Origin of the sequence: Pseudomonas duriflava, assembly GCF_007830155.1 — a bacterium.
GTDB lineage: Bacteria > Pseudomonadota > Gammaproteobacteria > Pseudomonadales > Pseudomonadaceae > Chryseomonas > Chryseomonas duriflava.
The window spans coordinates 1-26,351 of sequence record NZ_VLKY01000028.1 but is presented as its reverse complement, the minus strand read 5'-3'; the positions used below and the strand labels follow the sequence as shown (position 1 = coordinate 26,351).

Sequence of the window (26,351 nt, the reverse complement as noted above, 5' to 3'; positions counted from 1 at the left end):
ACAAGGCTCTGTTTTTCAGAATGGCTTGAGCACGCCAGTCGCAATAATGCTGTTTCTGGAAGCCTGCACCAACCAGCTGGGGCGGAGGAAATTCATATTAAAAGGCTACCGCGCTCTTAATGGCCGGCAGCTGGCGTTGCGCGCCCGAGTAAATAGCCGTCAAAGGTGTGTTTGCAGACCCATTGATCATTGGCGATTTGGACGCATGTATATTGAAAGCCGTCTCCAGAACGAGGCTTGAGAGGATAGCTCAATGAGCTCTGGTGCAGACGAACCGCCTTCGGGCGGTTTTTTATGCTGTTGCCTCAAACAAACAAAGGGTAAGCCATGACATCAATATCACCCGATCAGAACCACTCCAGAGTAAATACGCTGTTTGAGCTGATCCACCTTCTGCATATGGCGCTCAAGCTGGATGGTCTAGAAATTCAGGAAGAGGAAATCGTCGATCTGATCATTGAGATAGCTAACGAGCTGGATGAGACAAGTCCAGCGCCATATCTGCACAATGCCCTGATTGATCCGACCGAACCGATGGAGCCCATCTGCTGGGTCACGCTCTATATGACTCTGTTGCCTGCCGTAGGCCACACGCTAGGACTCTTGACTACAGAGAGCACAGATCCACGAGCATGGGTTAAAGAGGACATGATGCATACGCAGAACCTTGTCAGCGAATGGTCGCGTAATGCAGAGCGTGTCATGGCTGACGTCAACAATGCCAAGCGTGATCAGGTTGGATTTGATGTTGAGGAACTATCCGAGCACATGCAAAGAACAGGCGAAAGCACGGACCAGGCTGAGGCACGGCTGTACAGCCAGCGCTCAGGTTTGAAGACAGTTCATTAAAAACCAAGCCGGATGGAAAGGCATGGATGATGGTGCTGAGGTCGTATGGCTAGGCCGTAAGGTTCTTCGATATGTGTTTCGCGTTAAGAAAGAGGTCAGCTACTGGGTAGCGATGGCGGCAGGACTGGGCTCTATAGTTCTGATCGGTATGGCAGATTTGATGATCGCTGTAGCGCTGTAGGCTGGCAAGGCAGAGTCATCTGGAAATTAGTTATTTAACATAATTTATGTTATGCGAAGTGCATCGGTAGGCATACCGAGGGTTACCAGGCAAATCAGCTTCAAATTAAGGCAGTAAGCTGAGGAAAATCTTTTTTAATAGCATGGCTACATCAGATTTAGAGACTACTATCCCCATTGTTCTACCTTAGTTTCCATTGACTTGTCCTATATTCAGCATTCGTTCTGCAACAGCAGCGAAGGCGGCATAACAAGGTTGGAAATCCGGCTTATCGTTTGTATAAAGCAACGGCTTCAGGCGCTGCTCGAAATTCGCTTTCAGCTCCTCATGGTTGGCTGCTGCGGCCAAGCTACGCCGAAGTACCGTATAGGGATCTTTGTCAAATTCCGGATGCTGTCCCTTGAACTCCATTACATCCTTATCGACCAATTGCGCAAAGATCTGGCAGGCGGGATCGATGGCATCAGGCTGACTAATAGTAATACGCCAGACATCGTAGACGTGACGCACTAATGCTGTATCAAACTCACCGCGTTGATACCCATCCCAGTTCCAGGCACAGCGCCGCAATAGCGACAGCACTTTCTCAGCTAAAGTCTCTGCTACCGTGATGCATGGCATGGAGAAACGGAGGGCCGCTTGCCGAGGGATAAATTGGTCAAGCATATATCCCATCTCGCGCATCTCTGCGGCTAGTATCGGGGGGCGGTGAATCAGTTCAAGCTTGAGTTGGGGGCGCAGTACGCCAGACACATCCTGAAAATGTGCATTATACGAAACCAGCAGACAGTAGTAGCGTCTGCTGTCACGCGAGACTGGGTTATCCTCATCATCATGGACTACGTACTCAAAGCCCATTTCTGTCAAGCGCCGCTCAACCTCTTGCTGCAAATCCTTTAGACGGCCCCGACTTCCTATTCCATTGGGCAAGACATAGCCTTCCGGTACATCATCCAATATGACCTTAATGTCAATATCTTCAGACATGCGCTCGATTAGACTATGAGCTTTCGAAAGGCAGGTCCCACCAGCAAAAACTAATCGCGTAGCAACGTCGATCGATTCTGGTGCCAGATCTTCCTTACGGCGATTCCTTTGTCGTGCTGTATGCACTACTTGCATTTGAGCTAAAGAGCGAAGTGCGTCGGTAATGTGCTGATCTTTTTCAGCAACGACAGCGGGCAGGTTGCCTAGCAGTCCTGCTGTAGCAGCATCTTCGATATCAGACCTAAGCTCGTCTGGAATTTTTTTCATAGGTCAACGTGCTGTTTCCTACCGTAACCTTTCGCGAAATACGTCGACGTCCCGTATTCACAGTTGTTGCCATCGGAATTTGAGTTGATTTTCCGCTGTTGTATTCCACCACCAGGTAGCTTGGTTTTACAGAGATATTGAGTTTGCGAAAAAGCTCAGCTGCAATCGTCTCCAGAGTACCGGCAGGGGTAGGCTTGCCGGTAAACTTATTGATACGTGTTTTGGCAAATGCACCTTTACTGACACGGATGAGCTTTCCTTCCGCAACGAAGCGAGCCAATACTCGGCCTATTTGAGAGTCACTCGCCATATGGGCAAAGTCTGAGCGCAAGATGACCACGCTTGTGCGCTGTTTGATTGAGCGGTTCATGCGATCTTCAAGTTTCATACCTTACCTCTAACCCAAAGCTATAGCTCACAAGGTGACTCTAGCTCTAGATTGCACTTTTTTCCAGTATTTACGGGGGTTTAGGCTACAAAAACTGTGCATCCATGCACTAGCTTATCATTGAAGAAAACGTGTGCTGGCGCGTGTCATACCGAATCACAACGAAGTAGTTAAATCTTGCTCGTTTGCCACTAACTCTGTGCTTGTTCAAAAACGCGGGCAATATTCGTGTGAGCACGCTTCAATAACGCCTCCCTGCTCTTTTCTCTGATTGCTACAGCCCTCTCCAGTGCCTTGGCAAAATTAAGCTCCCAGGTATTGGCGGTACTAATGTAGACATTAACCGGCTTTCCTCTCAGAGGCGTCACTTTGAAGCTGTAGAGCAACTGTGAACCCTTGCCGCCCCGATTGAGCTTGGTGCGTGTGGCCAGCGTGATTCCAACAGGTAGGTCAGGACGGCCTTTATCACTACGCTGGTTTCCATAGTGGCGTACTGCATCGGTATATGGGCGCAAGGCATCGTTGTAAGCCTTGGCAGCTGCGTAGCTGGCGTTGGGGGCGTGTGAGTATGCCGCATCGAAAAAGGCCTTGGGAGACTCTCCGCTCCTGATTGGAGCTACATACCAGCCGTCGTCAGTCCGGTTTCGAGTGATTCCATGGTCTGGATGGATTTCAGCGTACAGCAGTGTCCTGGCCAACAGGCGAGTGATAGGGTCAAAGACCTGCTCAGGAGCAGTATCCAGGAGAGTAAGGGAACGTAATAGCGCCAGGCGCTCCGACTCTCCATCAGCCGAGCGGGTTTCGTTTCGGTATTTAGACATGGCGATTCAAGTAAGCAAAGCAATATAAGGCCAACGCTCTATGTCTAGTGTGTCACTGTGTGCGAACTTCAAGGCAACAATAAACAGATGCGGCTAACCTTATGGAAATAATGATGTCGAGTAAGCGTCGGCCGAGATTTGAGCTACTTTAGAATCTAAATCCTCATGCTTCGCTGGGCGCTAAAGCTATCATTTAAGTTCAAATAGCAGAGCCTACGAATCGATCTAAAGAGAAAGATAACCTAACAGAGAGTTAAGGTTTCTATTGTAACCATTGAGGATAGGTAATCGTGCGGATGGATTGAATCAGGCGTTTCCCTAGTAAAAGCCCTGATTGATTTGCGCTTAATCCATCGGTAAATAGTTATCCAGAAGGAATGGATCAGTCTTTATTCTTTTCATATAACTTTAGTTAGTCTAAAGAAATATCGATTAAATCCGATATGCACCCATGAGTCATCATTTATAGCTCTCGCCACAGTTATGTCTGCTCTGGCTATCTCCACACTTTCTTGGGTCAATCATGTTTAGAGCGCTAAAAATTTCTCATCGCACATTAGCCACCTTTGGCATCGTTGCCTTTTTGCTCATACTATTAGGTGGCTTCAATCTAAAGCAAATGGCCGATATCCGGAGCGCAGGCCAGATTATTGAATCTGACTCAATGCCTAGCCTCGCCAAGGCTGATGAGATTGCACTGAGCATTACACGGATGCGTGTTGAGGTTTTGCGGCTCGCTGCAAATCCGGACAAGGCTGTGCAAGATAAAGCCAATGAGATGATAGGCAAGCTTAGCGCTCAGGTTCATGCCTCATTTCGTGATTATCAACGCTTGATTTCAAGTGATGAAGAGCAAGAGGCGATCTCAAAGCTTGAAACGGTATTTAATGAGTACATGAGCATTCTGGCTCAGGTACAAGCTCTTTTCGCTCAAGGCAAGCCTGATGAAGGCTCCGCCCTGATCAATACTGGATTGGCTCCGCGTGGTATCGCAGTTAATGACGTCAGTATGCTTTTGCAGAAGATAAACCATGAAGAGGCTAATAAGATGGGCCAAGACGCTGCGAGCATCTACAGCCAGGCTCAACTGGTTATCTTTATGGCTGTTGCAATCGCATTGACTGCAACAGTTGTACTGGCCCTGCTTCTAGCCTCCAGTATTATCAAGCCTATAGGCCAGGCGCTGGAACTTGCCAGGTATATCGCCAGCGGTGATCTAAGCCATCCCATCAAGTCAGAAGGTCGGGATGAGGCCGCTGAGCTGCTTCAGGCACTTGCCGCCATGCAATCGAACCTGAAACAGACAATTGGTCATATCAGCGACTCAGCCCAGCAGCTATCCACTTCCGCCGAGGAAATGAGTGCGGTAATGGAGGACAGTAAGCGGGGTTTGCATCAGCAGAACGATCGGATCGCGCAGGCCGTTACGGCCGTTAACGAGATGACCTCAGCTGTTGAGCAAGTGGCTAGCAGTGCAGTATCCACATCCGAAGCCTCTATGGCATCAAGCCGGGCCGCTCAAGAGGGCCGAGTCCAGTTATCTGATGCCATCTCCTCTATTCAGGCCCTGACAGGCGATGTTTTGAGTGCGTCTGACCGCGCTGAGACGCTGGCTAGGGAGACGATTAATATCAGTAAGATCCTGGATGTTATTCGGGGGGTAGCTGAACAAACTAATCTATTGGCTTTGAATGCAGCCATCGAAGCAGCTCGCGCCGGTGAAGCAGGTCGAGGATTTGCTGTAGTCGCCGATGAAGTACGTGCTCTGGCTCAACGAACAGACGAATCGACACGGCAAATTGAGTCCATAGTTGGCAGTGTTAATCAGGGCACAGGTCAGACTGTAGAAGCCTTGCAACGCAGTGTCGAGCGAGCCCAAAGCACACTTGACAAGGCCAACGCAGCAGGTAGTGCCTTGATCTCCATTACCTCTACGGTTGCTGATATCAACGACCGTAATTTGTTTATTGCCAGCGCGTCAGAGCAACAGGCGCACATGACTCGTGAAGTAGACCGGAGCCTCGTCAGTATTCGCGAACTGTCTGTGCAAACTGCCGCCGGCGCCGAGCAAACCTATGTAGCCACCCAGGAGCTTTCACGCCTAGCAGTAGACCTTAATGCAATGGTCCGAAATTTTAAACTCGGTCATTGACAGCTGCATAGCCGAACCCTTGGTTTAGTAGTGGATCTCACTTGCTTTAAGGAGATCCACTAGCCTATTCACCACACATACTAAAATGCTTAAAGCATGCCCTCTCAAACCCAGTCAAATATTCGCCCCAGTCTTGTCGCTCTGATTACAAGCCTGCTCTTTGCCATTCTAGGCGGCGTTGCCTTTATAAATGAGTCACAGATTCTCATAGCGCAGCGATTGGAGGAAGATAGAACCCAGGCCACTACCCGTTCACTTCGTGACCTCTATGAGAATATCGAAGCGATGGAAACAGGCCAGCGGGGTTATCTTTTGACGGGCCATGCAAGTTATCTGGAGCCCTTCGAGAAAGGACGAAACGCACTCAAGGCCTCATTTGAAGAGCTATCCATGCTTATAAGGGCTGATATCTATGCAGATCAGAACTTACCTGACGACTTGGGTACGCTAATACAACTCAAACAGGCAGAGCTTGAGAAAACGATTACGTTACGAAGACAGGGGAAACTTAGTGCTGCGCTGGAGATAGTCAATTCAAACGCAGGACAAGACCATATGATCAGGATTCACGATCTTGTCATGAGTCATGTAAACCACTATCGAACGGTACATGAAAAGTTACTTCACGAGGCGCAAAACCGTACTCAGTTGACTCAAAGATTATTTGTCTCCTGGCTCCTCGTGATCGCTATCATGGTTGCGTTAGCCTTCTGGAATATTCGCCTGGTTAATCGGGCCTTGAAAGACATGGCCACAAAGCTTTCGATTGAGGCCACGCATGATCCTCTAACAGGTTTACCTAACCGCCGTTTTCTTAGCTCCTGGCTGGACGCAAGCCTGGCAACGGCTGCTCGGCACGACGATTCTATCGCTTTGCTCTATATCGATCTTGATGGTTTCTCGGTAGTTAACGATACCCTGGGACATGACGCCGGCGATACAGCATTGTGCTGGGTCTGCAGTCTGTTCAAATCCAAACTAAGGGAGTCGGACTTCCTTGCACGCCTGGGCGGAGATGAGTTTGTTGTTGTAACCTCAAATCAGAACGAACAAGGCGCGGCACGTGTAGCACAGCGATTGATTGATAGTCTTGAGGCTTCACCGCCACTGGAAGGAGTACCCAAGGGCGCATTAGGTGCCAGCATCGGTATTGCTTTCTCAACGTATGGAGTTACAGCTGAAAACCTATTGGCTTCTGCAGACAAGGCCATGTATCAAGCCAAACTGGCAGGCAAACGATGCTATCACCTGGCAGGCCCCTGTCATGATTTCACAGCAGAAACCACCGTATGACTAACTCTTCGAGTTTCACCTGCAGGTATCGATATGTCTAACGACAGCTTACTTCATCGACAGGACGCTCTGGCTGGTTGCCTTTATAAAGAAATCAGAGAAGACACCTAAATCTGATCTAGCTACAGCCAAACAAAGGAAATCTCTATTGTGAGGAGGCTTGAATGAACAAGCATATCGGTTCTGATTTTGATGATTTCTTGTCTGAGCAAGGCATTTTTGAGGAAGTCTCTGCTACCGCCCTCAAGCGTGTTATTGCATGGCAGCTAACCGAAGCCATGAAAGAGCAAAATATTACTAAAAAGGCACTTGCCGAGCGTATGCATACCAGCAGAACTCTAGTCGATCGCGCCCTTGATGAGCGTGACCCTGGAATGACGATTGCCACTCTCTCCAATGCAGCTAAAGCCGTTGGGTGTCGTGTAGAGATTCGTCTTGTACCTGATCATGATCCTGCTATCTAGATAAACATCTAAGTCAAGAAAAGGTAGATATTAACCTTATCCATAGCTACGGATACTTCAATCGTTAAATCGAACGGAACCCCCTGTTGGCTCGACAACTAAGACATTCATGCTCCCACAAAGTAGTATGGTTATAGCTGGGACAGGAATTACCAGCGGATCTATTGAATGGCCTTGTTACGTCAATGACGTACCTTGCAATGGCATCGAGGGGCTGGACATGGCATATGAGCAACGTGGCCGGCTTCAAGATGAGCTGTGTTCCATAGCGATAGTAAGAATGTACTCGCTAGTGTTTTACGGATGGTCTGACTCATACTCAAATTGGCCTTAAGCCTTTCTCCGGACCTGTCGGCTACCCGGGAACGCTCCGCCTCGCCGATAAGTGTTGCCTGGTAAAGGCCTGACGCTACATCACTTTACTGTCTTGTCCAGGTATATGGTTTGAAGCAGCATTGTCTCTAGGATGGCACATCTGGAGCGGGTAGTAATCAGCTCGACATTCTCGTTGGGTTGGGGCATGGATAGGGTGGCATCGACAATCGTACCCTGGCGTAACGACAGACTCTTATCCTGCCAATACCTGCAGGACCATTGGCTGGCTCAACTAGCACGTCACTATCGTCCCGGATTGCACGTTCTCTTTGCAACTGGCTATGCTGGAGCAGTCTGGATGAGTATTTGAGTAGTGGCATAGGAGTTCTACCCCGTTAATCTGTATTTACCTTGTTTGCCTCTGTGGCTTGCCTCTATCCATTAACTCGGCTTGGATATAGGGCACATGGTAAAATGCTCGCTTTGCCCGGAAGACAAGATGCGCTTTGCCATTCTACTCGTTCTTATATTGATTGCCGTAGTGCTCCTGCCATGGCTTTTGATTGTGAGTATTCCCAGCGTTGCGGCCTATAACACTTGGGTAGTAGCACTTTCAATTTTTACTGGCCTGTTTATTTTCTTTTTATGCACAAAGGCTGGGTTTACAAAAAAGACGAGTAGCTCAAGTTCCCTAGAGAAAAGGGCTCGCCGCATAGCTGAAGAGGCTAACAGGCGGAACCGTCAGAATTGATCAGGCTATTCCTGTTTTCTGAGGGTTTGTTTAGCTCATGCTTCATATCCCCCTATGAGAGCTGTATGAGTGGCACTTAATCGAGCATGCAACCGATCCGCATAGGCCCGTGCCTGCGCTTCAGTTGAAAATGCCACTTTCATATGATTGAGTCTGACAACCCAGTCAGCTTCAAGAAAGCGCTTTTCTATTGTTATACCCATCTCTCTCCTCGTACACCCAGCCTAGCAAACGGAAAAGCACTGCCTTCTGGTCAAGGTGATTGACACAGACGCACGGCTGACAAGTTTGCCTTATCTATCCAAACATCTCTGCTCTTAATGTTTTGTTAAAACAGCAGCCTTGCTAAAGAAGCATAGAAGTTTTGCAGCCTATGGCGAACCAATGGTGGCGTCTTGACTCAGACCTAGAGCAAGCGAAGCCGCAGCCTGGTGTATGTGAGGCTGTTGCTTTACCCGTACACCAGCCATCAGGCGTACCTTTTGTTATGGATCAAACGACCCAGCCTCTTGATCTTTCCCAGTGTGATAAAGAACCGATTCATATTCCTGGATCAGTTCAGCCACACGGTGTTTTGCTGGCAGTCGACCCTCACATGCAGGTTATTCAACAGGTCGCCGGTGATACCTTACGGTTCTTATCCAGGGTTCCTGATGATTTGCTGGGACAGCCTGTCGCTACGGCTCTGGGAGCTGAAGCCGCCTCCTCTCTTTTACTGGTTGAGCCTGATTCAGCTGAGCCCGTGTATCTGGGCTCACTAGCCATGCCAGGTATGCCTGACAAGAAAATGGATCTGACCGCACATGTTTGTAGTGGTGTGCTGCTTTTGGAGATTGAGCCTTCCTCTGCGCATCCGCTAACCGCTGCGCAAGGCGTTGGCAAAATTCGTCGCATCACGACGGCCTGGAGCGCCACAACCAACCTGCAAGGCCTGCTCAAAAGTGCCGCTCAGGAGTTTCGCCAGCTGACGGGGTTTGATCGGGTAATGATCTACCGCTTTCTGGAGGATGAAACAGGGCTCGTCGCGGCTGAAGACAAGATTGACAGCCTTGATGCCCTTCTCAACCATCACTATCCCGCTTCTGACATTCCCAGACAGGCGCGTGCGCTTTATCTTAAGAGCCCTATCCGGGTAATCCCCGATGGAGGATACACCCCTGCTCCACTCATTCCCGAACTCAATCCCGGTACAGGCCAGCCCCTGGATATGAGCGATTGCAGCTTGCGTAGCGTTTCGCCTATCCATCTTCAGTATCTCAAAAACCTGAATGTTGTAGCCTCCATGTCTGTTTCTATTATTGTGGATGAGCAGTTATGGGGCCTCGTTTCCTGCCACCATACGTCTGCCAGGTTAGTGCCCTATGAAATACGCGAGGCCTGCAAGCTGCTGGCCCAAACCCTTGCGCAACTGATAGAGACGCGTATAGAGACAGCAGTCAATACCCAGGCACAGCATTTAGCTCGTGCACGAGAGGAGCTGCTCAAGAAACTGGCAGGATCGGCCGCTACGGATGAAAGCGTTCAACATTATCTGAAAGAGGTTCAGCATCTTGTCCAGGCAGACGGCGCCGCCCTTCTGCTTCACGGCAAGCTGACCTTGATGGGTAGTACACCCTCTAAAGACCAGACCCAGGCGCTAGTCGAGTGGCTTATCGACGCCTATGTACCTACCATATTTGCGACTAAAAACCTTTCAGACCACTATAGACCTGCCAGAGCTTATGCTGCTCAGGCTAGTGGTCTACTGGCGGTGGTGGTCTCGCATAAAGCGCCGTTTGTACTGCTGTGGTTTCGGGCTGAATACCTTGAGACGATAAACTGGGCCGGCAATCCGCATAAGCCTGCAGAGCCAGGGGCGGTACCAGGACAGCTAACGCCGCGAAAGTCGTTTGACGACTGGAAGGAAACGGTGCGCTATCAGGCCAAACCCTGGTCCGAGGCCGAAATAGAATCAGCTCACACGTTTGGGCGGGCCATCCTTGATATGCGTATGCAGAACACCCTGCAAGGTCTAAATACGCAGCTGCAAAAAATGCTGGTTGATAAGGAAGCCCTTCTTGTCAGAAAGGATTTGTTAAGAAAAGAGGCCCAGGCGCATGTCCAGAACCTGCACAAGCGGGAGGCTGAACTTAGTGCAATCCTGGAAAACACCAGTGACGTCTATATCTGTACCGATGAGGTCGGCACTGTTACGGCCTGGAATCGAAAGGCCGAAGAGGTTTTCCTGTGGAGCCGAGAGGAAGCGATTGGCACGCTTATAGAGGATTTAATAATCCCGCCGGCCCTGCGTGAAACCTACCGGGAGGATTTAAAAAACTATCTTGCTACAGGGCAAAGCAACACGGTTGGCAGAGTGCTTGAGCGCTTTGCGCTACGCAAGGACAACGCGCTGATTCCCATCGAGCTACGCGTCACGGCCATACAGATTGAGGAGCGCACCATCTTTACTGCGTTTCTGCAGGACATCACCCAGCGTAAGCTCCAGGAAAGAAAGCGCTTGCAGGATGCCCAGGAGGATGCGCTGACCGGACTGGCCAACCGGCGTGTCATGTATAGCTTTCTCAGGAGCAGGCTAGAGGCTAATCCTTCCAGAGAGGATCCGCTGTGGCTGCTTTATCTTGATCTGGATGGCTTTAAGCCGATTAACGATACCCTGGGCCACGCTGCTGGCGATCAAATGCTGCTTGAAATCTCCCACCGGCTAAAAGAATGCATGCGTGAGGATGACTTGGTTGCCCGTATTGGCGGCGATGAGTTTGTTATCGTGGCCAGTGGGCTACCAGGTAAAGCCCTTATTGAAAAGCTGTGTGAGCGATTGCTGACAAGCCTGCGCAAGCCTGTAGTCATCAACAAACATGAGGTTAGTGTTGGTTGCAGTATTGGAATCGTCTCTGCGCCTGAAAATAGTTGTCAGGCCGATGATTTGCTGCGCTTTGCCGATATCGCGCTTTATGAGGCCAAGGCGGCAGGTCGTAACACCTGGCAGTTCTATACAGAGCGAATGAGCAGTCGCCTCCTGATCCGGCGACAGCTTGAAACCGATCTTAGGCTTGCGCTACGACGAGATGAGCTGCGCCTGGAATTTCAGCCTCGTTATGAGGTACAGAGTGGTCTTCTTATGGGAGCCGAAGCGCTGGTACGCTGGCAGCATCCTGTCCGCGGGTATTTAAGCCCGGATTGCTTTATTTCTATTGCCGAAGAGGCTGGGCTCATTGTGCCGCTTAGTGACTGGGTGCTGCGCCAGGCATGCTTGGAGGCAATAAAGTGGAAGGATAATACCTTTGTCTCGGTCAATCTTTCTCCTATCGAGTTCAAGCGTAGCGATCTGGTCTCTCGGGTACGTGCCGCGCTGGCAGAGACCCAGCTCTCACCTGAGCGGCTGGAGCTTGAGATTACCGAAAGCGTTATGCTGGACAATACCAATGATGCCCTGGCGGTTATGACGGCGCTTAAGGCGCTGGGCGTCAGGCTGGCCATGGACGATTTTGGCACAGGCTACTCCTCGCTTAGCTACATCCATACCTATCCTTTCGATGGCATCAAGATTGACCGCAGCTTTATTGCCGCCATGGACTCATCGGCCAGCGGTGAGGCGATCATCGAGGCCATCATTGGCCTGGGAAAGGCGCTTTCGCTCACGATTACCGCTGAAGGTGTCGAAACCCAGGAACAACTCGACCTATTGATCCGGCTTAAATGCAACCAGGCTCAGGGATTCTATTTGGGACGGCCAATGCCCGCTAAAGCTCCTAAGGTTAATTAGCGGCAGTGTAAACCGGACGTTGACGATGCAACTTCTTTCAACCGTGAGCAGTCCTGATTAGAGCAGTAGGGGATTTACTGTTAGGTAGTCTTGGGCTGTCGCAGCGCTCCACTCCAGGCTTTTTTGCTGCGGCAGCCGTTTTTCTTCTCTGGCCCAACTCTGGCGGCATAAAGGATCCTGGTACAAGTGGATAAGCAGGTGGCTCTGGTAGACGACCATGCACTAGTGAGAGCAGGACTAAGGGCTCTGGTTGAGGATGTGTCAGGCTATAAGGTCGTGGCTGAAGGTCAGGATGGCAAGGACGTTGAGCGCATATTAAGCGAGGTTAGTCCCGATATCCTGCTGCTTGATATCAATATGAAGCGCATGAGTGGGCTGGACGCGCTGCAGGCTTGGTGCGCAGCGTTTCCTCATGTGCAGATCCTTATGCTGTCCATGCATGTCACGGCGGACTATGTTTTGGCTGCATTAAAATTAGGCGCTAAAGGTTACCTACTTAAAGATGCCGCTGCTGAGGAGCTGGAACTGGCCTTGCGAGCGTTGTCTCGCCAGGAGTCCTATTTGAGTCCAGGTATTTCGCAGGTGGTAATCCAGTCAGCCATTACCCCTGAGGTGCCCTTAAAAGCCGAAAAGGCTTCCGAGCTTACCCCTAGGCAAATCGAAATCTTGCGTCTGCTCGTACGTGGCTGTTCAACCCGAATGATTGCTGATGGCTTGAGAATCAGTATAAAAACTGTAGAGACGCATCGGTCGCAGATCATGGACAGGCTTAACCTGCATGATGTGCCATCCCTCGTGTTGTACGCTATTCGTACAGGACTCATTAGCCCGGACGATTAGGGCCTGTCTACCAATTCTTTTAGAAAAAACAAGCCGAACACACAGTGCTCCAAGAGCCCAGCGGTTTTGAAACAAGCAGAGCCGTTGCTTAACAGAAGAGATTAGAGCAATGACCATTGCCGAGCTGATTGAGGTGTTAAGCACCTTTCCACCAGACCATCAGGTATTAGTGGAGTCTGCTGATGAGGGATTTGATGGCATTCAGATGGTACGCATGATTAGTGTAGGGTTTATACCCCTCTCACCGTTACCCAAGGTACAAACAGTGCTGCAGGACAAATGGGAATTTATGCTATGCAATCAGGAGAGCCAGGCAATTCCTTTTGACAGCGCAGTTGTTATTGAAGGGCTGCGAATAGGCTAATCAGGCAGCGCTACGCTGAATGAGATTGCTGATCTTGTTTATAAGGCCTGAATGCACCTTATTGCGCCCGCTAAACTTGGCAATATACAACGCCTGGTCAGCGGCCTTGATAAGCGCCTGAGGCGTCACGTCGTCTCGTTTGGGAAAACAGGCATAAACACCTGCACTGGCAGTTACAATGCCGCTAGTGTTACCGCTATGCTCTATTGCTAAGGCACGTATAGTTTGTAGGATTTTTTCAGCAACCTGATAGGCGCCGGCTTCATCAGTACCTGGCAGCAGTACCAGGATTTCTTCACCCCCATACCGTACGGCCAGATCGCCTGCTCGCTTGATAGCTGTCTTTACAGCCTGTGCTACAGCCCTGAGACACTCATCTCCAGCAGGGTGCCCGTAAAGATCGTTGTAGCGCTTGAAGTGGTCGATATCAAGCATAACTACCGCCAGAGGCAGCGCATTCCGGCAGGCACGGCCTATTTCGGCAGGCAGGAGCACCTCAAGCTGACGACGATTGGCAAGGCCGGTCAAGGCATCGTGCAAGGCCAGCTTTTCCAGGGCATCATGCGCCTGTCTAAGCGCCTGCTTTGCACTAACTAACGCTTGGACCTGGCGTATCAGAACCCAACCGAAAACACCCAAGCCTATGATAACCAAGGCAATAACAAGACCTGAGCGGTACAGCTCGCGCTGCCACTGCGCCAATACGGCCTGTTTGGGTAAGGTTATCCTTACAACAAGAGGATAACGGTGCAATGGACTAGTAGCGTATAGCTGGCCTTCATGGCTAGCTGGGCCTGTACGGCTAGCCTCTAATTCAACCGCTGGCCAAGCCAAAGAGACGACCGGGCCTTTGCCTTCAAACAGAAAAAGCTCAACAGCTGCCGCGTCGATAGCATATTCAGCGCTAAACTGAGCCAGGGCGTCTATCTGAACCTTAACCAGGACCGCCCCTGCAAATTGACCAGTCTTAGAGTTGATACGCCTAGAGACAGTTGTTTTCACGCTTTTGGCCAAGGGGTCACTAATAACAGAGCCGATAAGGCTTTCTTCATCCCTGTGCATGGCGTGATGCTTGAAAGCTCTGGAGTCAGGCGCACCCAAATCAGCCGAAGCTGTGGGAGACGCCATCAAGAGGCGACCGTCCTTATCGTAAACACGCACATCGTGAAGGTAGGGTAGAGCAGCTACACGGCTTTGAAGCCAGTGATAGGCTTTTTCTAACCGGACCTGATCCTGACCGGCTTGCTCTATGCGTTTTACACCCTCGGCTGCAATCAGATCAGCCCCTACAAGACCTGCTTCGATCTCTCGCGCAGCAACCCTGGCCAGGCTTGAGGCTTTGGCCTGACCTACCTCCAGGCTGAGCTGTCGGTTAGCAGCCATGTGCCAGGCATACAGGCCAAGGATAGCGATGCCTACCAGAGCCACGAAAAGCACAGTGAGCTGTTGAAGACGCTTTGGCGACAGGCGTCTGGTTTTGGATAAAGAGGTCATCAGCTAACGTATCCTGGCCTTTAGCGCACTAGAAATCATAATGCCGCATTGCTATCAGATCGGCTCAGCTAACCATCTCTTGAGCTCTATCCGCGTCGTGCCTAAAAAACTAAAACCTGCTAGCGCATGAGCCGTTTAAGAATCTCTTGAGTTGCAACGCTGGCAGCCTCCTCTGAACGATCCAAATCATCCTTGACCAGCATAGCCATAACCGTCAGGACTGTTGCCTGACACGTTGAAGACAGGCTTTCAGACTCCTCCATGAGCAAGCGATACAAAAGCGAGCAGGTAAGCTCTCTGTCAGAAGGCGGTAGAGCGTTACTACTTGCAAGAGCAATAAGCTCCCTATTAAGCGATTTATATTGTCTTTAAGAGGATGCTCATACCTTGAAGCGTGCAACCAGGGTAGTGAGGTCGATTGCCAGACGTGACAGCTCCTGACTGGCTGCGCTGGTTTGTTCGGCGCCTGCTGCACTTTGAATAGACAGGTCGCGGATATTGACCAGGTTTCGATCAACTTCACGAGCTACCTGAGCCTGCTCTTCGGAAGCACTTGCAATCACTAGATTGCGCTCGCTGATGCTGCCCATGGCCGCGGTTATACTTTCCAGGGCATCGCCGGCCGTACGGGCAACTTCAAGGGTTGTGTGGGCACGCTCATTACTCGCGCGCATCGAGCTTACGGCCCGCTCAGATCCCTGCTGAATACCAGCAATCATCTGTTCAATATCATGTGTAGACGTCTGGGTCCGATGAGCAAGGGCTCTTACCTCATCTGCGACTACAGCAAACCCACGTCCTGCTTCCCCTGCCCGGGCTGCCTCAATGGCTGCGTTCAAAGCAAGTAGATTGGTTTGTTCTGCAACGCTGCGGATAACATCCACCATTTTGCTGATTTCTTGGACCTGACCTGCTAGCTGTTCGACTTCACGGGAGGTGGAGGTAATATCAGTGGAAAGGCTAGTAATAGACTCAACGGCTTTGACGACCTGGTCTCTTCCCTGGCGAGCTGTCTTATCTGACTCTTTCGAAGCTTCAGCTGTAGTTACTGCATTTTGAGTGACTTCATCTACGGCCGCCGTCATCTCGTTTACGGCTGTAGCGGCTTGCTCAATTTCATGGTTCTGCCTATTGAGGCCTTTGCTCGCATCTTCTGTTACGGCATGCAGTTCTTCCGAGGCGGAGGCAAGCTGACTGGAGGAGTCGGCAATATGCAAAATGGTGGTGCGCAGACTGTCTTGCATGCTATGGAGAGCGTCCATTAACAGCGCTGGTTCATCCTTGCCTTCAACCCTAATCACCTGGGTAAGATCGCCACCTGCCACTGTCTGAGCCACCCGTACGGCTTCCTGCAAGGGCTGTACGATACTACGGGTAAATACATAAGCCAGTATGGCAGTCAGCAGGGTAGCAATCAGGATTCCTCCAATCATCACAGCCAGGGTTGATTGGTAAGTCTGTGCAGCGCTTGCTGATGCAGTAGCGGCGCCTCGGTTGTTGAAATCAATAAGGGCTTTTAGCTTTTGCCTAAGCTCATTGCCGCCCACGTTTAGCTTTTCACTTACTACTTTTACGGCTTCCTCGGTTTTACCTTGCCTTTCCAATTCAATAATCTGATCGAGGACTTGATAATAGTTAAGTCTGGTGTGGAGATAGTTGTCGTATAGGCTTTGCTCTTCGTTGTTTACGACTGTTTTACTATACTTTTCTTCAAGACCCTCAAGCTCTGTACGGAAACTATTCAAGACTCACGAGTAGACTGATCCACATCAGAATCATTAATGAGCACCAGACGTAGCGCAAAGATACGCGTGCGCATTATGTTATCGCTCAGATCACCCAGAGCAACAATGCTAGGCATCCATCCGGTACCGACCTCAGAGGACCGCTCCCTGATGTCAGCCATCTGCTTGAGCGAAAATACACCAAGTATCAAGACAATTAGCCCGATCAGGCCAAACCCAAGCGCAGACCGTTGGGAAACCCTAAGATTACGAAAGGACATAAAACGATCCCACTCCATGGATGAGGGATTACCCCTCCAAGGATATTATCTCTCGTATCGGCAACCCCCTTTATTTCTTTATGAAAATGTAAAACATAGTGCTGCTTTACCGGTGGGCATCGCACTCCTCGCTTTTGCTTTTTCTGCATTCCGCTAATCAAAGTGAAAGATATAGCAGAGCGTTAGGCACTCCTCTTAAGCATTCTCAATCGGTGCCGATACATAGCTCATAATTCATTTGGGTAACTCTTAGCGCCTGATTATGTTTTTAGCCATTCGATTGGCTATTAAATGATAGGACGTGTTAAGCGCAGAACCACATCCGCTCGCAACTAAAATCACATCATGTCTACTTATCAAAGTGAAACCGGCCCGACTGATGTCGAGTCGGAGCGCATAGCCTTGCTGCATGCGCTTAATCTTCTGGATACCAATCCTGAGGACGTCTTTGATCGCGTTACGCGTTTGCTTGCAAAGGCGCTCCAGGTGCCCATCGCTCTGGTTTCGCTGGTGGATACCCATCGGCAATGGTTCAAGTCCTGTATAGGGCTTCCAACTAAGGAAACACCTCGCGAGTATTCCTTCTGCGCTCATGCCATTAAGCAAAGCGAAGTCATGATAGTGGCCAATGCCCTGCAGGACGATCGCTTCAGAGACAACCCGTTAGTTACAGGCTCGCCGGATATACGCTTTTATGCAGGGGTGCCTTTACGCACTCGAGAGGGATATGCCTTGGGTACGCTATGTGCCATTGATACCCGGCCTCGGTATCTGAGCCATGCTGAACTGCAAATCCTTCAGGATCTTGCCAGCATTGTTATGCGCGAAATTCAGCTTCGAGAGGTATGCCTGCTTTCAGAAAGACAGATTGTAAAATCAGACAGAAAGCTCAAATCAAGTGAAGCTCGCTTCCGGGCTATATTCGAGCATGCAGGCGCTGGTATCGCACTTATTTCATCTCAAGGAATGTGGCTAGAGGTAAACGGTTCGTTTTGTGCTCTTGTTGGCTATAGTCATCAAGAGCTAACCAGACTGAGCTTTTGGGATATCACCTTTCCTGAAGACTTGCGCGCAAATCTCCAGCTGTTTAGCCAGTTGAAAACAGGCGAAATCAAACATTATCAATTGGAAAAGCGTTATCGGCATAAAGAGGGCAAGACGGTCTGGGTCAAGGTTTCAGTAACTAAACAGACCTACCCACATAACGCTGAAGACTTTATCTGCGTAATCCAGAACATTCAGGCCCGTAAGGAGGCTGAAGAGTCGCTGCTCGCCTTGCATCAACGTCTTGAACAGCAGATCCATGAGCGCACAAGCGAACTAGAGCACGCTAACAAGGCTTTAACAGTCATGATGAAAAGGCAAGAGCGCGAAGCGATGGAAGATTCGCTTACTGGACTGCCTAACCGTCGCGCTATGTACCGGACTCTGCAAGCCAGGCTTAATGCCAGACCTTCTCTGGAATTTCCACTACAAATCTTTTGCCTGGATTTGGATGGTTTCAAGCTAATAAACGACAGCTTGGGCCATGCTGCCGGTGATCGTGTATTGATGGAGATAGCTTCTCGCTTAAGCACGTTTTTACAGGGCTCTGACTTTATTGCGCGCTTAGGGGGCGATGAGTTTGTTCTGATAGTTGATGGCTTGGCTAGTAGACCTGCTATCGAGAAGCTATGCGAGCGTTTGATTGAAAGTATCGGTCAAAACATTCCTATCGCAGGGCATGAGGTTAGTGTTGGCTGCAGCATTGGTATGGCGTCAGCGCCCCGGGATAGCAATCGCGCCGATGAGATTCTTCGCTTTGCCGACATTGCCCTGTGCGAAGCCAAAGCAGCAGGCCGTAATAGCTGGCAATTCTATACTGAAGAGATGAATACCCGACTGTTGATTCAACGCCAGATTGAAAGTGACCTCAAGCTGGCCTTGCAGCGTGATGAGCTTCGCCTGGAATTTCAGCCCCGTTATGCCATAGAGGGCATGCATTTGGTGGGAGCAGAGGCCCTGGTCCGTTGGCAACATCCGATCCGTGGCTATATAAACCCTGCCCAGTTTATATCTATTGCTGAGGAAACCGGCCTGATTGTTCCGTTGAGCGATTGGATTCTTCGACAAGCCTGTCTTGAAGCGGCCAGTTGGGATAACAGCGTTTTTGTTTCAGTCAACCTATCGGCCGTTGAATTCAAGCGCAATGATCTGGTTGAGCGGGTTAAGGCTGTATTGCAGGAAACAGGGCTTTCCCCCCAACGGTTGGAGCTTGAAATAACCGAGGGCGTTATGCTGGATAACGCCGAGGAGGCGTTGATCTTGATGAAGGGCCTTAAGCAGCTGGGTGTACAACTATCCATGGACGACTTTGGAACTGGGTATTCTTCTCTAAGCTACCTACATCGTTATCCCCTCGATGGGCTTAAGATTGACCAAAGCTTTATTAAAGCTTTATGCGAGTCAGCAGAAGGCCGTCCTATTATTGAGGCCATTATTGGTTTGGGTCGGGCGTTGTCACTTGTGATAACCGCTGAAGGCGTGGAAACCCCAGATCAGCTCTATATGCTGGCTCAGCTGGGGTGTAAGCAGGCTCAAGGATATTATCTAGCCCGGCCCATGGATGTAAAGCAATTGAATGAGTTAATGCATGTGTCTAAAGCTTTGGCTTTTGAACAGGCTTAAAGAATGCTTTCGTCATTTAGACCGCTCTGCTGTCAGCGACATGGTAGCTTTCTTTACCTAACCGAACCGCTGTACTAAAAGATTAAGAAACCTTGTGTTTGGATTGACGAACGGTCTTGTACATAGAGTGAGATAGGCTATATCTAAATATAAGGGATGCACCTGTTGCTTCCTGAGTTTAGTGCATGTGAGTACCTCTTGATGTACTGTCCTATCAACCAACCTAGCGTTTTATAGCATTACTAGCGTTTTATTAAGTGGTGATTTGTGTTGTGTTACCTACAGGGCCAGCCGTAGTTATTTAATTTAACTCTCAATTACGGCTGGTTCCTTTATCCTCATAATCATTTTCTGAAATTTCATTTAATTTATATTTTATGGGTTGCCATAAAGTAAGGATAAAGAGCATTAATGACATGTCTGGCTGTATATCATGACGGCCTCACGTTCTTTCAAGCAGGTGTAAACCAATGGCGCGTTACGAAGACCTTCTAGCAGAGTTAATCGGCGCCGAGATTCAGTGCAAATTTTTATCTGGTGATGTCGAGGGTTTAGAGGGAAGTGAGCTTAAGCTGTTTGTCTTAGATAATAAGACTGGAGTGCGTGTATTTAAGATAATTAAGCGTGCGGATATTGTTGATTGGGCTCAACTCCATAGCATTATAGCTGAGATCCGCTTTATGCTGGCTATGCAAAACACATTCGACAGTATAAGCGTTTTTAAGAAATTTACATAAAGACCAAGCTTTATTTTTTCATAACAATAAATTTATTTAAGATTACTTGTCTTTATTTTGTTAACTCGTAACTAGTATTCTGTGGCCTGTATCGATAGATATCCAATCATGAATTTTAATAGATGAACTAAGGACGGCTATGGATTTCTTCGTCGTAAAGTCTGATACCTTGCGAGGAAAAATATATTGGGCTGTGTTTATCGGAAAGCAAGCTGTTTCTCCTAAGTACAAAGCTGAAGCCGATGCCTTAGCTTGGGTTGAGCAGAGGGTAAGTAAGCTAAAGTAGCCTACTTTGCTTAGGCCTTTTCTACCCGTAGCCAAACGTGTTGTAGCGCCAGTTCTGCCACAGGTTCATGTTGTGTAAATGACCTGTGGCATTTCAGGTGCTGGACCTATCCAGAGGCGTGTTATACGCGAAAGCGATTTACCAGGTTTTGGAGCTCATGGCCCAACTGCATCAACTCCATACTAGAGTTTGAGGTTTTTTCGCTGGCAGATACTGTCTGATCAGAAACTTCTCGCACAGAAATAACACTGCGGTTGATCTCTTCGGTAACCGCGCTTTGCTGTTCAGCCGCGGCAGCAATTTGCAGGTTCATCGACTGTATGTTGCCAACGGAGCGAGTAATCTTTTCTAACGAGCCACCAGCCCTCTGTGAGAGTTCTACACTGGCCTGGGTAAGCGTGCGGCTGCTGGACATGATCGTAGCAACTTGCTGTGTTCCTTGTTGCAAGCCGGCCACCAGCACCTCTATTTCTACAGCGGATTGCTGAGTGCGCTGAGCCAGACTACGAACTTCATCAGCGACCACTGCAAAGCCGCGGCCAGCCTCACCCGCACGGGCTGCCTCGATAGCTGCATTAAGTGCAAGCAGGTTGGTCTGGTCTGCAACTGATTTAATAACATCCATAACGCTTACAATCTTGGCGCTTTCCTCTTGCAGAGCGGCCATGGCTTCGGTCGAACGATTGACCTCGCTGGCCAGGCTCTCGATCTGGGAAATAGCTTTGCGGACAACATTATCGCCCTGGCGAGCCTGCTCATCGGCCTCGTTGGCCGCCTGAGAGGCCTCTCCGGCATTGCGAGCTACGTCCTGAACAGTAGCGGACATCTCATGCATAGCCGTAGCGACCTGATCGGTCTCGCCTTTTTGAGCATAAGCGCCTGCACTGGTCTGTGCAGTCACAGCGGACAGGCTTTCAGCAGACCTGGTGATTTGTGTCACACCCTCATGAATACTGGTAATCAGCTCACGTAAGGTCGTGCCCATCTGCGCAATACCGTGTTGCAGCACACCAATCTCGTCGCGGCGGCTGACCAGGCGCTTAGCGGTCAGATCGCCTGAGGCAATACGTTCTACTTCAACCAAGGCTTCTTTGAGCGGACGGGTAATCTGACGTGTAATAATCCAGGCGGCTAGTATTCCGCATACGATCACAAGCAACGTACTGCTGATCTGGAAAATACGGCTCTGATAACTTTCTGCAGCCAGCCTATCTGTCTGAAACGTGTATAAGGCATCGCTGATTTTGATGAGCTCATAACCCTGTTCGGTCATTTCCTTACGGGCCTTGGCGATGTCGCTGGTGGCTTTTTTATAGGCTGCGACTGTTTCCTTATAATGGTCTATAACCGTGTTTAGCTCTTGCAACGTGCTGGGCTGACTGGCAGCATAATGGCTGCCCAGTGTTGCCAGGGCTGTTAGCGTTTCACTAAATTCAAGTGCCAGCGCTTTTTCATTTTTAGCACTCACATTTTCTGTAAACACGTTTACCAGATGCCTGATATGCAAGAGGTTTTCACGTGTTTGCGAGAGACTATAGAGTTTTTCGTAGCGACTCTCATCATACACTGGCAACTGAGCAATACTCTTGAGCAGGACATCAACCAACGCTTGCGCCTGGGCTGATTCGCTCTGCATATCCAGTTTGGTCTTGTTTGCTACGGCATAGCCATTTTCCATAACTGAAAGTGACTGCTTGTACTGCTCGTTTACCTCTTTCTGGCGTTTCAGATTAGCCATGTTGGCTGGGTTCTTGAATTTCTCAAGTACCTTTTGCTGCTCTTGCATATATCGCTCGAGAGCATTTTTGACACGAGTGGTGCTGGTCTCGTCAGCCTTTGCAATCATGTACTGCAGGCGGGCGATTCTAAGGTCAGTAAACGAGTTGTTGAGTTTTGTTATATCGGTCATCCAGTCGGAGCGCTGGATAAGACCTCCCAAGCTGTTCCAACTGGTCCAGGCGAGTTGCATGGAAAGCACCATTACAATGCCAAATCCAAGCCCTAATTTTTGGGTGACAGAAAGATTTAAAAACCAGGTTTTCATACATTCATCCGCTAGTATGTCATGTGCATCCGGCTTAGAGATTGTTGTTAAAAAAGCCTGGTTATGCAGTTTTAAGACATGCTCTATCGGCATGGAGTAGATGAACTAAAGGAACTGATTGGCGAAAGAAATGCCATCTGTCAGAGGGTCATAGCCTTTGCTGATGTTTGGCTTATGAAGCTATGAAAACGCTATAAGAGCAGAAGAGGATCTGTCGATACTGCGACTTTTGAGATCACTACAAGCGGACTGTATGCTAGCTCCGAATTTATTACATGTATGTTCTTTAAAACGAAGCCATAAGCATAGTAGCCATAGTCCAAGTTCTTATGGCTACTAATGGAACGCTACCAATAGTCCTACGCAGCATGAGCGTCTGTCTTTGCTAGGATACGGCTTATCTCCTGACGATTTTCTCGAGTCAAATGATCAGTTAAGCGATGCAGCTGCTTTACGATCAATTGCTGGCTACCGTTATTTTCAGCTGCGCGTAGCTCTTGCATAAGGGAATGGATAATGCGTGCAGTGAGTTCAAGATCGCTCATAACCGTTCCTCTGAATAATCTAGGTTAATGCCGCTTAAGCCGCCTTAATTGATTGGGCAACCCTAGACTTCAAACAGTTCTCATTGGGCCGACGAACGAATCGTTTGCTGGCCACTGATATGTTCTTGTCATTCTTTTAGTCTTAGTAACAAGTCGCATTCAGGAGGTCAATCTCTGCTCCCTTTCGACCTGCATACTGACATAGTCTACTGTTTAGAATTACCTCTGATGGGTGACCAGGCTGTAAGAGTACTGCTCGATAGCAAGTATCAAGTGATACCAGGATTGCTTGGCGGCGCTAGTTGGAAAGTACAGGTCTCTGCTCATACGTTTTTATTCTTAGACAGTGCTACAGTAGGCGTCTCGATAATAGCTTTATAGCAGCATAGGGCGAGGCGTATAGGCAAATTTGTAGTTACCGGCTTAAACGGTCTGGCTTCTTATTGGATAGCAGTGCCACTTTCAAAATCTGTTCTATGCTGATGAAAGAAGGCATAGTGCCAGCTCTTATAAAAATAACTTTCATCTTTTCTTGAGGCATCTGTTCATGCCAGACCCCGAACCTGAAGGTATTGAGACGCTATCAACTCAAGCGCTCATGGAACTGGTTGTTAACAGCTCTGCTGACCTTGCCGTGATTGTGGCAAATCCTTCAGGTGTGATCGTAGTCTGGAATCCGGCAGCAGAAAGTTTGCTTGGCTGGAGTGCAGAAGAAGCAATAGGAGCGCATTACAGTCTTTATTTCACGTCAGAGAACTGGCCAGGACAAGAGATGCAAGACGTCCTTGAGCTAGGGCGTCTTACAAGTGAAGGCTGGCAACTCAAGCGTGACGGCAGTCCTTTTTGGGCTAGCAGTGAATTAACAGTACTGCAGAAGAATGGGGCGCTTCTTGGCTATTCTAGAATCATTAAAGATCGTACGGACGATTGGCTAGCCGGGGAGCGCCTTTGTTTAGCTCAGAAGGCTGGCAGCAGCGGTACATTTGAATGGCTTCCTGCTCTAGACCAGTTTCAGGTTTCCGCAGAGTTTTGTCGGCTTTGGCGGCTGCCTGTTCAGCCGTCGCTTTCTATTGGCAGGCTTGAAGAGCTTACACATGCTGAAGACAGGGAGCGCTTTGTTACTGCTTTAGAAACGTTTACCAAGCATGCACACGTATATCTTGAGTCGCGTGTCGATTACTCAGATAACGGGCAGGAGCGCTGGCTAGCCTGGCGTGGAGCCTTTGTTCAAGATCAAGCGTTGCGTACTTGTTATCTAGGCGTGTGCTATGACATTACTGAACTTAAACAGGCTGCAATAGCTGCCCGAAAACTCCAGGTGCGCTCGCGCGATCTGGTTGACGGTATGCAGGAGGGCTTCTATCAGGTTGAAGCCCTGCGAGATAGGTCTGGACAGATTTGTGACTTCCGCTACGTGCAGGCTAACCCAGCCTTCTGGCAGAACACTGGCATTCCCATAACCACCGAAGTGGTAGGCCGTACCATACGTGAAATCATTCCTGAGGCCCACGAAGAGTTAGTCCAGGCTCATATCGACTTGCTTGAAGAGACCAGGCTTTCGCCTTTCGAAATAAGGGTGATTGCCTTAGATCAACGCTGGTTTGAAGCCAGAGCGCGAAGAGTTGCTGATGACTGCCTGGCTGTGCTGTTTATGGATATTACTCAGCGCAAACTCACTGAGGAGGCGTTGGCTGATAGCGAGGCCAGGCTTAAGGCTACAACAAACTCGATTGAACAGATTATCTGGGGAGCAAGGCCTGACGGTTACGCTGATTATTTTAATGAGCGATGGTATGAATACACCGGTATGGCGGATGATCAAGCACAAGGTCACCGTTGGTCAGAGCTACTCCACCCAGATGATAAAAGTCGTATCTGGAAAATATGGCAGCACAGCCTGGCTACAGGAGCGCCTGTTCGATGTGAGTTCCGCTTAAAGCATCGTTTAGGTCAATATCACTGGTTTTTGTCCAGAGCGCAGGCGTTATATCGGAATGAAAAAATAACGCGCTGGTTTGGCAGTCTGACTGACATTCAAACTATTGTTGAAGCTCGTGAAATTCTGACACGCTCACAAGAAGAACTTGAGTGGCAAGTGGCCAACCGCACCCGTGAGCGTGACCGTATGTGGCATCTTTCCAATGACATGATGGCCGTAATACGTCTTGACGGTGGGCTTGTTGCTGTTAACGAGGCGTGTACTCGTATCTTGGGCTGGACGGAAGAGGAGTTCGTAGGTACCAACTATTTGACCCTCCTGCATCCGGACGATATAGCCAAGACAACACTTAAAATGGCCAACCTGGAAAAGGACCAGCATCAGACAGGTTTTGAGATGCGCCTTCGCCATAAGAATGGCTCCTACCGGCTCACCTCTTGGACGTCGGTGCCTGAGCAAGGCTTCGTCTATACAGTAGGGCGGGACATTACCGAACAGCGGCAGCTTGCCGAACAGTTACATCAGGCTCAGAAAATGGAGGCTGTGGGGAAACTTACCGGAGGCATTGCTCATGACTTCAATAATCTTCTGACCGGTGTGATTGGTAGCCTGGACCTGATGCAAAAGCACCTTGAGGCAGGGCGTACCAGTAGGCTTGAGCGCTATATGGGAGCTGCGACTACATCAGCGCAGCGCGCCGCCGCACTGACCCAGCGACTGTTAATCTTTTCCAGGCAACAAACGCTTGATCTCAAAGCGGTGGATCTTAATCAATTAGTTGCCTCGCTTGAGGATCTGCTGCATCAGGCGGCAGGGCCTTCTATTGCCTTGCTTACAACATTAGAGACAGGCTTATGCCTTGTATGGACGGATCGTAATCAGCTTGAGAATGTCCTGATCAATCTGGTTATCAATGCACGAGATGCCATGCCAAGCGGCGGCTCTATTACCATTATTACGTCACGGTTACAGCTCAATAGTCTTACTCAGGAAACAGGTGACCTAAAAGAGGGCGAATATATAGTTCTCTGCGTGACTGACACCGGGGTAGGAATACCTGCCGATATTATCGATAAAGTATTCGAGCCATTTTTTACGACTAAACCTATCGGGCAGGGAACAGGCCTAGGGCTTTCCATGGTGTATGGCTATGTCAAACAGACGAAGGGGCATATTCGCATCTTGTCCGAACCCGGGCA

The 26,351-nt window shown here is 49.4% G+C and carries 20 protein-coding genes and 2 pseudogenes; 12 read left to right on the top strand and 10 right to left on the bottom strand.

Annotated elements, in window-relative coordinates:
* Nucleotides 1-327: 327 nt before the first annotated feature.
* Together IQ22_RS21660 and IQ22_RS23240 are read left to right on the top strand one after the other, a co-directional pair.
* The gene (locus tag IQ22_RS21660) at nucleotides 328-849 is read left to right on the top strand and encodes a hypothetical protein (RefSeq protein WP_145145906.1); all 522 of its coding nucleotides are present in this window, start codon (nucleotides 328-330) and stop codon (nucleotides 847-849) included.
* Between the two features lie 22 nt (nucleotides 850-871).
* Nucleotides 872-1,030 carry a hypothetical protein gene (locus IQ22_RS23240; protein ID WP_158635475.1) on the top strand — a complete coding sequence of 53 codons (159 nt, stop codon included), beginning with the start codon at nucleotides 872-874 and terminating at the stop codon, nucleotides 1,028-1,030.
* 186 nt (nucleotides 1,031-1,216) lie between these two features.
* On the opposite strand, the gene IQ22_RS21655 is transcribed toward IQ22_RS23240, so the two are convergent.
* From IQ22_RS21655 to IQ22_RS21645, 3 genes are all read right to left on the bottom strand, one after another.
* A complete protein-coding gene (locus tag IQ22_RS21655; protein WP_145145905.1) occupies nucleotides 1,217-2,284 on the bottom strand; it encodes a nucleotidyl transferase AbiEii/AbiGii toxin family protein in 1,068 nt (355 codons plus the stop codon).
* Entirely contained in the window at nucleotides 2,259-2,672 is a 414-nt protein-coding gene (locus tag IQ22_RS21650) for a DUF6088 family protein (protein WP_145145904.1), read from the bottom strand. Before IQ22_RS21650 ends, IQ22_RS21655 begins: the two co-directional genes overlap by 26 nt.
* A 191-nt stretch (nucleotides 2,673-2,863) precedes the next feature.
* On the bottom strand, nucleotides 2,864-3,493 hold the full coding sequence (locus tag IQ22_RS21645; RefSeq protein ID WP_244309368.1) for a hypothetical protein: 630 nt from the start codon (nucleotides 3,491-3,493) through the stop codon (nucleotides 2,864-2,866).
* Between the two features lie 523 nt (nucleotides 3,494-4,016).
* On the opposite strand from IQ22_RS21645, the gene IQ22_RS21640 reads away from it, so the two are divergent.
* The 7 genes from IQ22_RS21640 (at nucleotide 4,017) to IQ22_RS21610 (ending at nucleotide 13,435) form a co-directional block, all read left to right on the top strand.
* The gene (locus IQ22_RS21640) at nucleotides 4,017-5,645 is read left to right on the top strand and encodes a methyl-accepting chemotaxis protein (protein WP_145145903.1); all 1,629 of its coding nucleotides are present in this window, start codon (nucleotides 4,017-4,019) and stop codon (nucleotides 5,643-5,645) included.
* 96 nt (nucleotides 5,646-5,741) lie between these two features.
* Nucleotides 5,742-6,938, top strand: a complete 1,197-nt coding sequence (locus IQ22_RS21635) for a GGDEF domain-containing protein (protein ID WP_145145902.1) — start codon at nucleotides 5,742-5,744, stop codon at nucleotides 6,936-6,938.
* Nucleotides 6,939-6,957: 19 nt separating this feature from the next.
* On the top strand, nucleotides 6,958-7,092 hold the full coding sequence (locus tag IQ22_RS23705) for a type II toxin-antitoxin system RelE/ParE family toxin (RefSeq protein WP_145145907.1): 135 nt from the start codon (nucleotides 6,958-6,960) through the stop codon (nucleotides 7,090-7,092).
* A gap of 10 nt (nucleotides 7,093-7,102) precedes the next feature.
* Nucleotides 7,103-7,402 (top strand): helix-turn-helix domain-containing protein, encoded by a 300-nt coding sequence (locus IQ22_RS21625; protein ID WP_145145901.1) that lies wholly within the window; start codon nucleotides 7,103-7,105, stop codon nucleotides 7,400-7,402.
* A gap of 1,553 nt (nucleotides 7,403-8,955) precedes the next feature.
* Nucleotides 8,956-12,231: a bifunctional diguanylate cyclase/phosphodiesterase gene (locus tag IQ22_RS21620; protein WP_158635474.1), complete on the top strand. Its 3,276-nt coding sequence runs from the start codon at nucleotides 8,956-8,958 to the stop codon at nucleotides 12,229-12,231.
* A 186-nt stretch (nucleotides 12,232-12,417) separates the two neighbouring features.
* Entirely contained in the window at nucleotides 12,418-13,071 is a 654-nt protein-coding gene (locus tag IQ22_RS21615) for a response regulator (RefSeq protein WP_145145899.1), read from the top strand.
* A 109-nt stretch (nucleotides 13,072-13,180) separates the two neighbouring features.
* Complete coding sequence (locus IQ22_RS21610) at nucleotides 13,181-13,435, top strand: hypothetical protein (protein WP_145145898.1); 255 nt, start codon at nucleotides 13,181-13,183, stop codon at nucleotides 13,433-13,435.
* Here IQ22_RS21610 and IQ22_RS21605 read toward each other — a convergent pair whose 3' ends face one another.
* The 4 genes and pseudogenes from IQ22_RS21605 to IQ22_RS24195 form a co-directional block, all read right to left on the bottom strand.
* The gene (locus tag IQ22_RS21605; RefSeq protein ID WP_145145896.1) at nucleotides 13,436-14,929 is read right to left on the bottom strand and encodes a sensor domain-containing diguanylate cyclase; all 1,494 of its coding nucleotides are present in this window, start codon (nucleotides 14,927-14,929) and stop codon (nucleotides 13,436-13,438) included. It lies immediately after the preceding gene.
* A 380-nt stretch (nucleotides 14,930-15,309) separates the two neighbouring features.
* A complete protein-coding gene (locus IQ22_RS21600; RefSeq protein ID WP_483247339.1) occupies nucleotides 15,310-16,362 on the bottom strand; it encodes a methyl-accepting chemotaxis protein in 1,053 nt (350 codons plus the stop codon).
* 78 nt (nucleotides 16,363-16,440) lie between these two features.
* Nucleotides 16,441-16,674: pseudogene (locus IQ22_RS24310) on the bottom strand (MCP four helix bundle domain-containing protein); the annotation flags it as partial.
* The gene (locus IQ22_RS24195) at nucleotides 16,671-16,934 is read right to left on the bottom strand and encodes an MCP four helix bundle domain-containing protein (RefSeq protein WP_425298887.1); all 264 of its coding nucleotides are present in this window, start codon (nucleotides 16,932-16,934) and stop codon (nucleotides 16,671-16,673) included. The pseudogene IQ22_RS24310 and the gene IQ22_RS24195, both read right to left, overlap by 4 nt.
* Nucleotides 16,935-17,279: 345 nt before the next feature.
* On the opposite strand from IQ22_RS24195, the gene IQ22_RS21590 reads away from it, so the two are divergent.
* Nucleotides 17,280-19,601, top strand: a complete 2,322-nt coding sequence (locus IQ22_RS21590; protein WP_145145890.1) for a putative bifunctional diguanylate cyclase/phosphodiesterase — start codon at nucleotides 17,280-17,282, stop codon at nucleotides 19,599-19,601.
* 470 nt (nucleotides 19,602-20,071) lie between these two features.
* The gene (locus IQ22_RS21585; protein WP_145145888.1) at nucleotides 20,072-20,338 is read left to right on the top strand and encodes a hypothetical protein; all 267 of its coding nucleotides are present in this window, start codon (nucleotides 20,072-20,074) and stop codon (nucleotides 20,336-20,338) included.
* 407 nt (nucleotides 20,339-20,745) lie between these two features.
* Here the strand turns inward: IQ22_RS21585 and IQ22_RS24190 are convergent, their stop codons facing one another.
* The 3 genes and pseudogenes from IQ22_RS24190 to IQ22_RS21575 form a co-directional block, all read right to left on the bottom strand.
* Entirely contained in the window at nucleotides 20,746-21,459 is a 714-nt protein-coding gene (locus IQ22_RS24190) for a methyl-accepting chemotaxis protein (protein ID WP_425298888.1), read from the bottom strand.
* 141 nt (nucleotides 21,460-21,600) lie between these two features.
* A pseudogene (locus tag IQ22_RS24185) lies at nucleotides 21,601-22,593 on the bottom strand (methyl-accepting chemotaxis protein); the annotation flags it as partial.
* Nucleotides 22,594-23,027: 434 nt separating this feature from the next.
* Nucleotides 23,028-23,213 (bottom strand): hypothetical protein, encoded by a 186-nt coding sequence (locus IQ22_RS21575; protein ID WP_145145884.1) that lies wholly within the window; start codon nucleotides 23,211-23,213, stop codon nucleotides 23,028-23,030.
* Nucleotides 23,214-23,760: 547 nt separating this feature from the next.
* On the opposite strand from IQ22_RS21575, the gene IQ22_RS21570 reads away from it, so the two are divergent.
* The coding region (locus IQ22_RS21570; RefSeq protein ID WP_145145882.1) for a PAS domain-containing sensor histidine kinase at nucleotides 23,761-26,351 on the top strand (2,591 nt) is incomplete at its 3' end.

Coding starts and splice junctions, on each gene's coding strand:
- IQ22_RS21660 (WP_145145906.1), top strand. CDS start 328: ATGACATCAATATCACCCGATCAGAACCACTCCAGAGTAAATACGCTG.
- IQ22_RS23240 (WP_158635475.1), top strand. CDS start 872: ATGGATGATGGTGCTGAGGTCGTATGGCTAGGCCGTAAGGTTCTTCGA.
- IQ22_RS21655 (WP_145145905.1), bottom strand. CDS start 2,284: ATGAAAAAAATTCCAGACGAGCTTAGGTCTGATATCGAAGATGCTGCT.
- IQ22_RS21650 (WP_145145904.1), bottom strand. CDS start 2,672: ATGAAACTTGAAGATCGCATGAACCGCTCAATCAAACAGCGCACAAGC.
- IQ22_RS21645 (WP_244309368.1), bottom strand. CDS start 3,493: ATGTCTAAATACCGAAACGAAACCCGCTCGGCTGATGGAGAGTCGGAG.
- IQ22_RS21640 (WP_145145903.1), top strand. CDS start 4,017: ATGTTTAGAGCGCTAAAAATTTCTCATCGCACATTAGCCACCTTTGGC.
- IQ22_RS21635 (WP_145145902.1), top strand. CDS start 5,742: ATGCCCTCTCAAACCCAGTCAAATATTCGCCCCAGTCTTGTCGCTCTG.
- IQ22_RS21625 (WP_145145901.1), top strand. CDS start 7,103: ATGAACAAGCATATCGGTTCTGATTTTGATGATTTCTTGTCTGAGCAA.
- IQ22_RS21620 (WP_158635474.1), top strand. CDS start 8,956: ATGGATCAAACGACCCAGCCTCTTGATCTTTCCCAGTGTGATAAAGAA.
- IQ22_RS21610 (WP_145145898.1), top strand. CDS start 13,181: ATGACCATTGCCGAGCTGATTGAGGTGTTAAGCACCTTTCCACCAGAC.
- IQ22_RS21605 (WP_145145896.1), bottom strand. CDS start 14,929: ATGACCTCTTTATCCAAAACCAGACGCCTGTCGCCAAAGCGTCTTCAA.
- IQ22_RS21600 (WP_483247339.1), bottom strand. CDS start 16,362: ATGATTGGAGGAATCCTGATTGCTACCCTGCTGACTGCCATACTGGCT.
- IQ22_RS24195 (WP_425298887.1), bottom strand. CDS start 16,934: ATGTCCTTTCGTAATCTTAGGGTTTCCCAACGGTCTGCGCTTGGGTTT.
- IQ22_RS21590 (WP_145145890.1), top strand. CDS start 17,280: ATGTCTACTTATCAAAGTGAAACCGGCCCGACTGATGTCGAGTCGGAG.
- IQ22_RS21585 (WP_145145888.1), top strand. CDS start 20,072: ATGGCGCGTTACGAAGACCTTCTAGCAGAGTTAATCGGCGCCGAGATT.
- IQ22_RS24190 (WP_425298888.1), bottom strand. CDS start 21,459: ATGCATGAGATGTCCGCTACTGTTCAGGACGTAGCTCGCAATGCCGGA.
- IQ22_RS21575 (WP_145145884.1), bottom strand. CDS start 23,213: ATGAGCGATCTTGAACTCACTGCACGCATTATCCATTCCCTTATGCAA.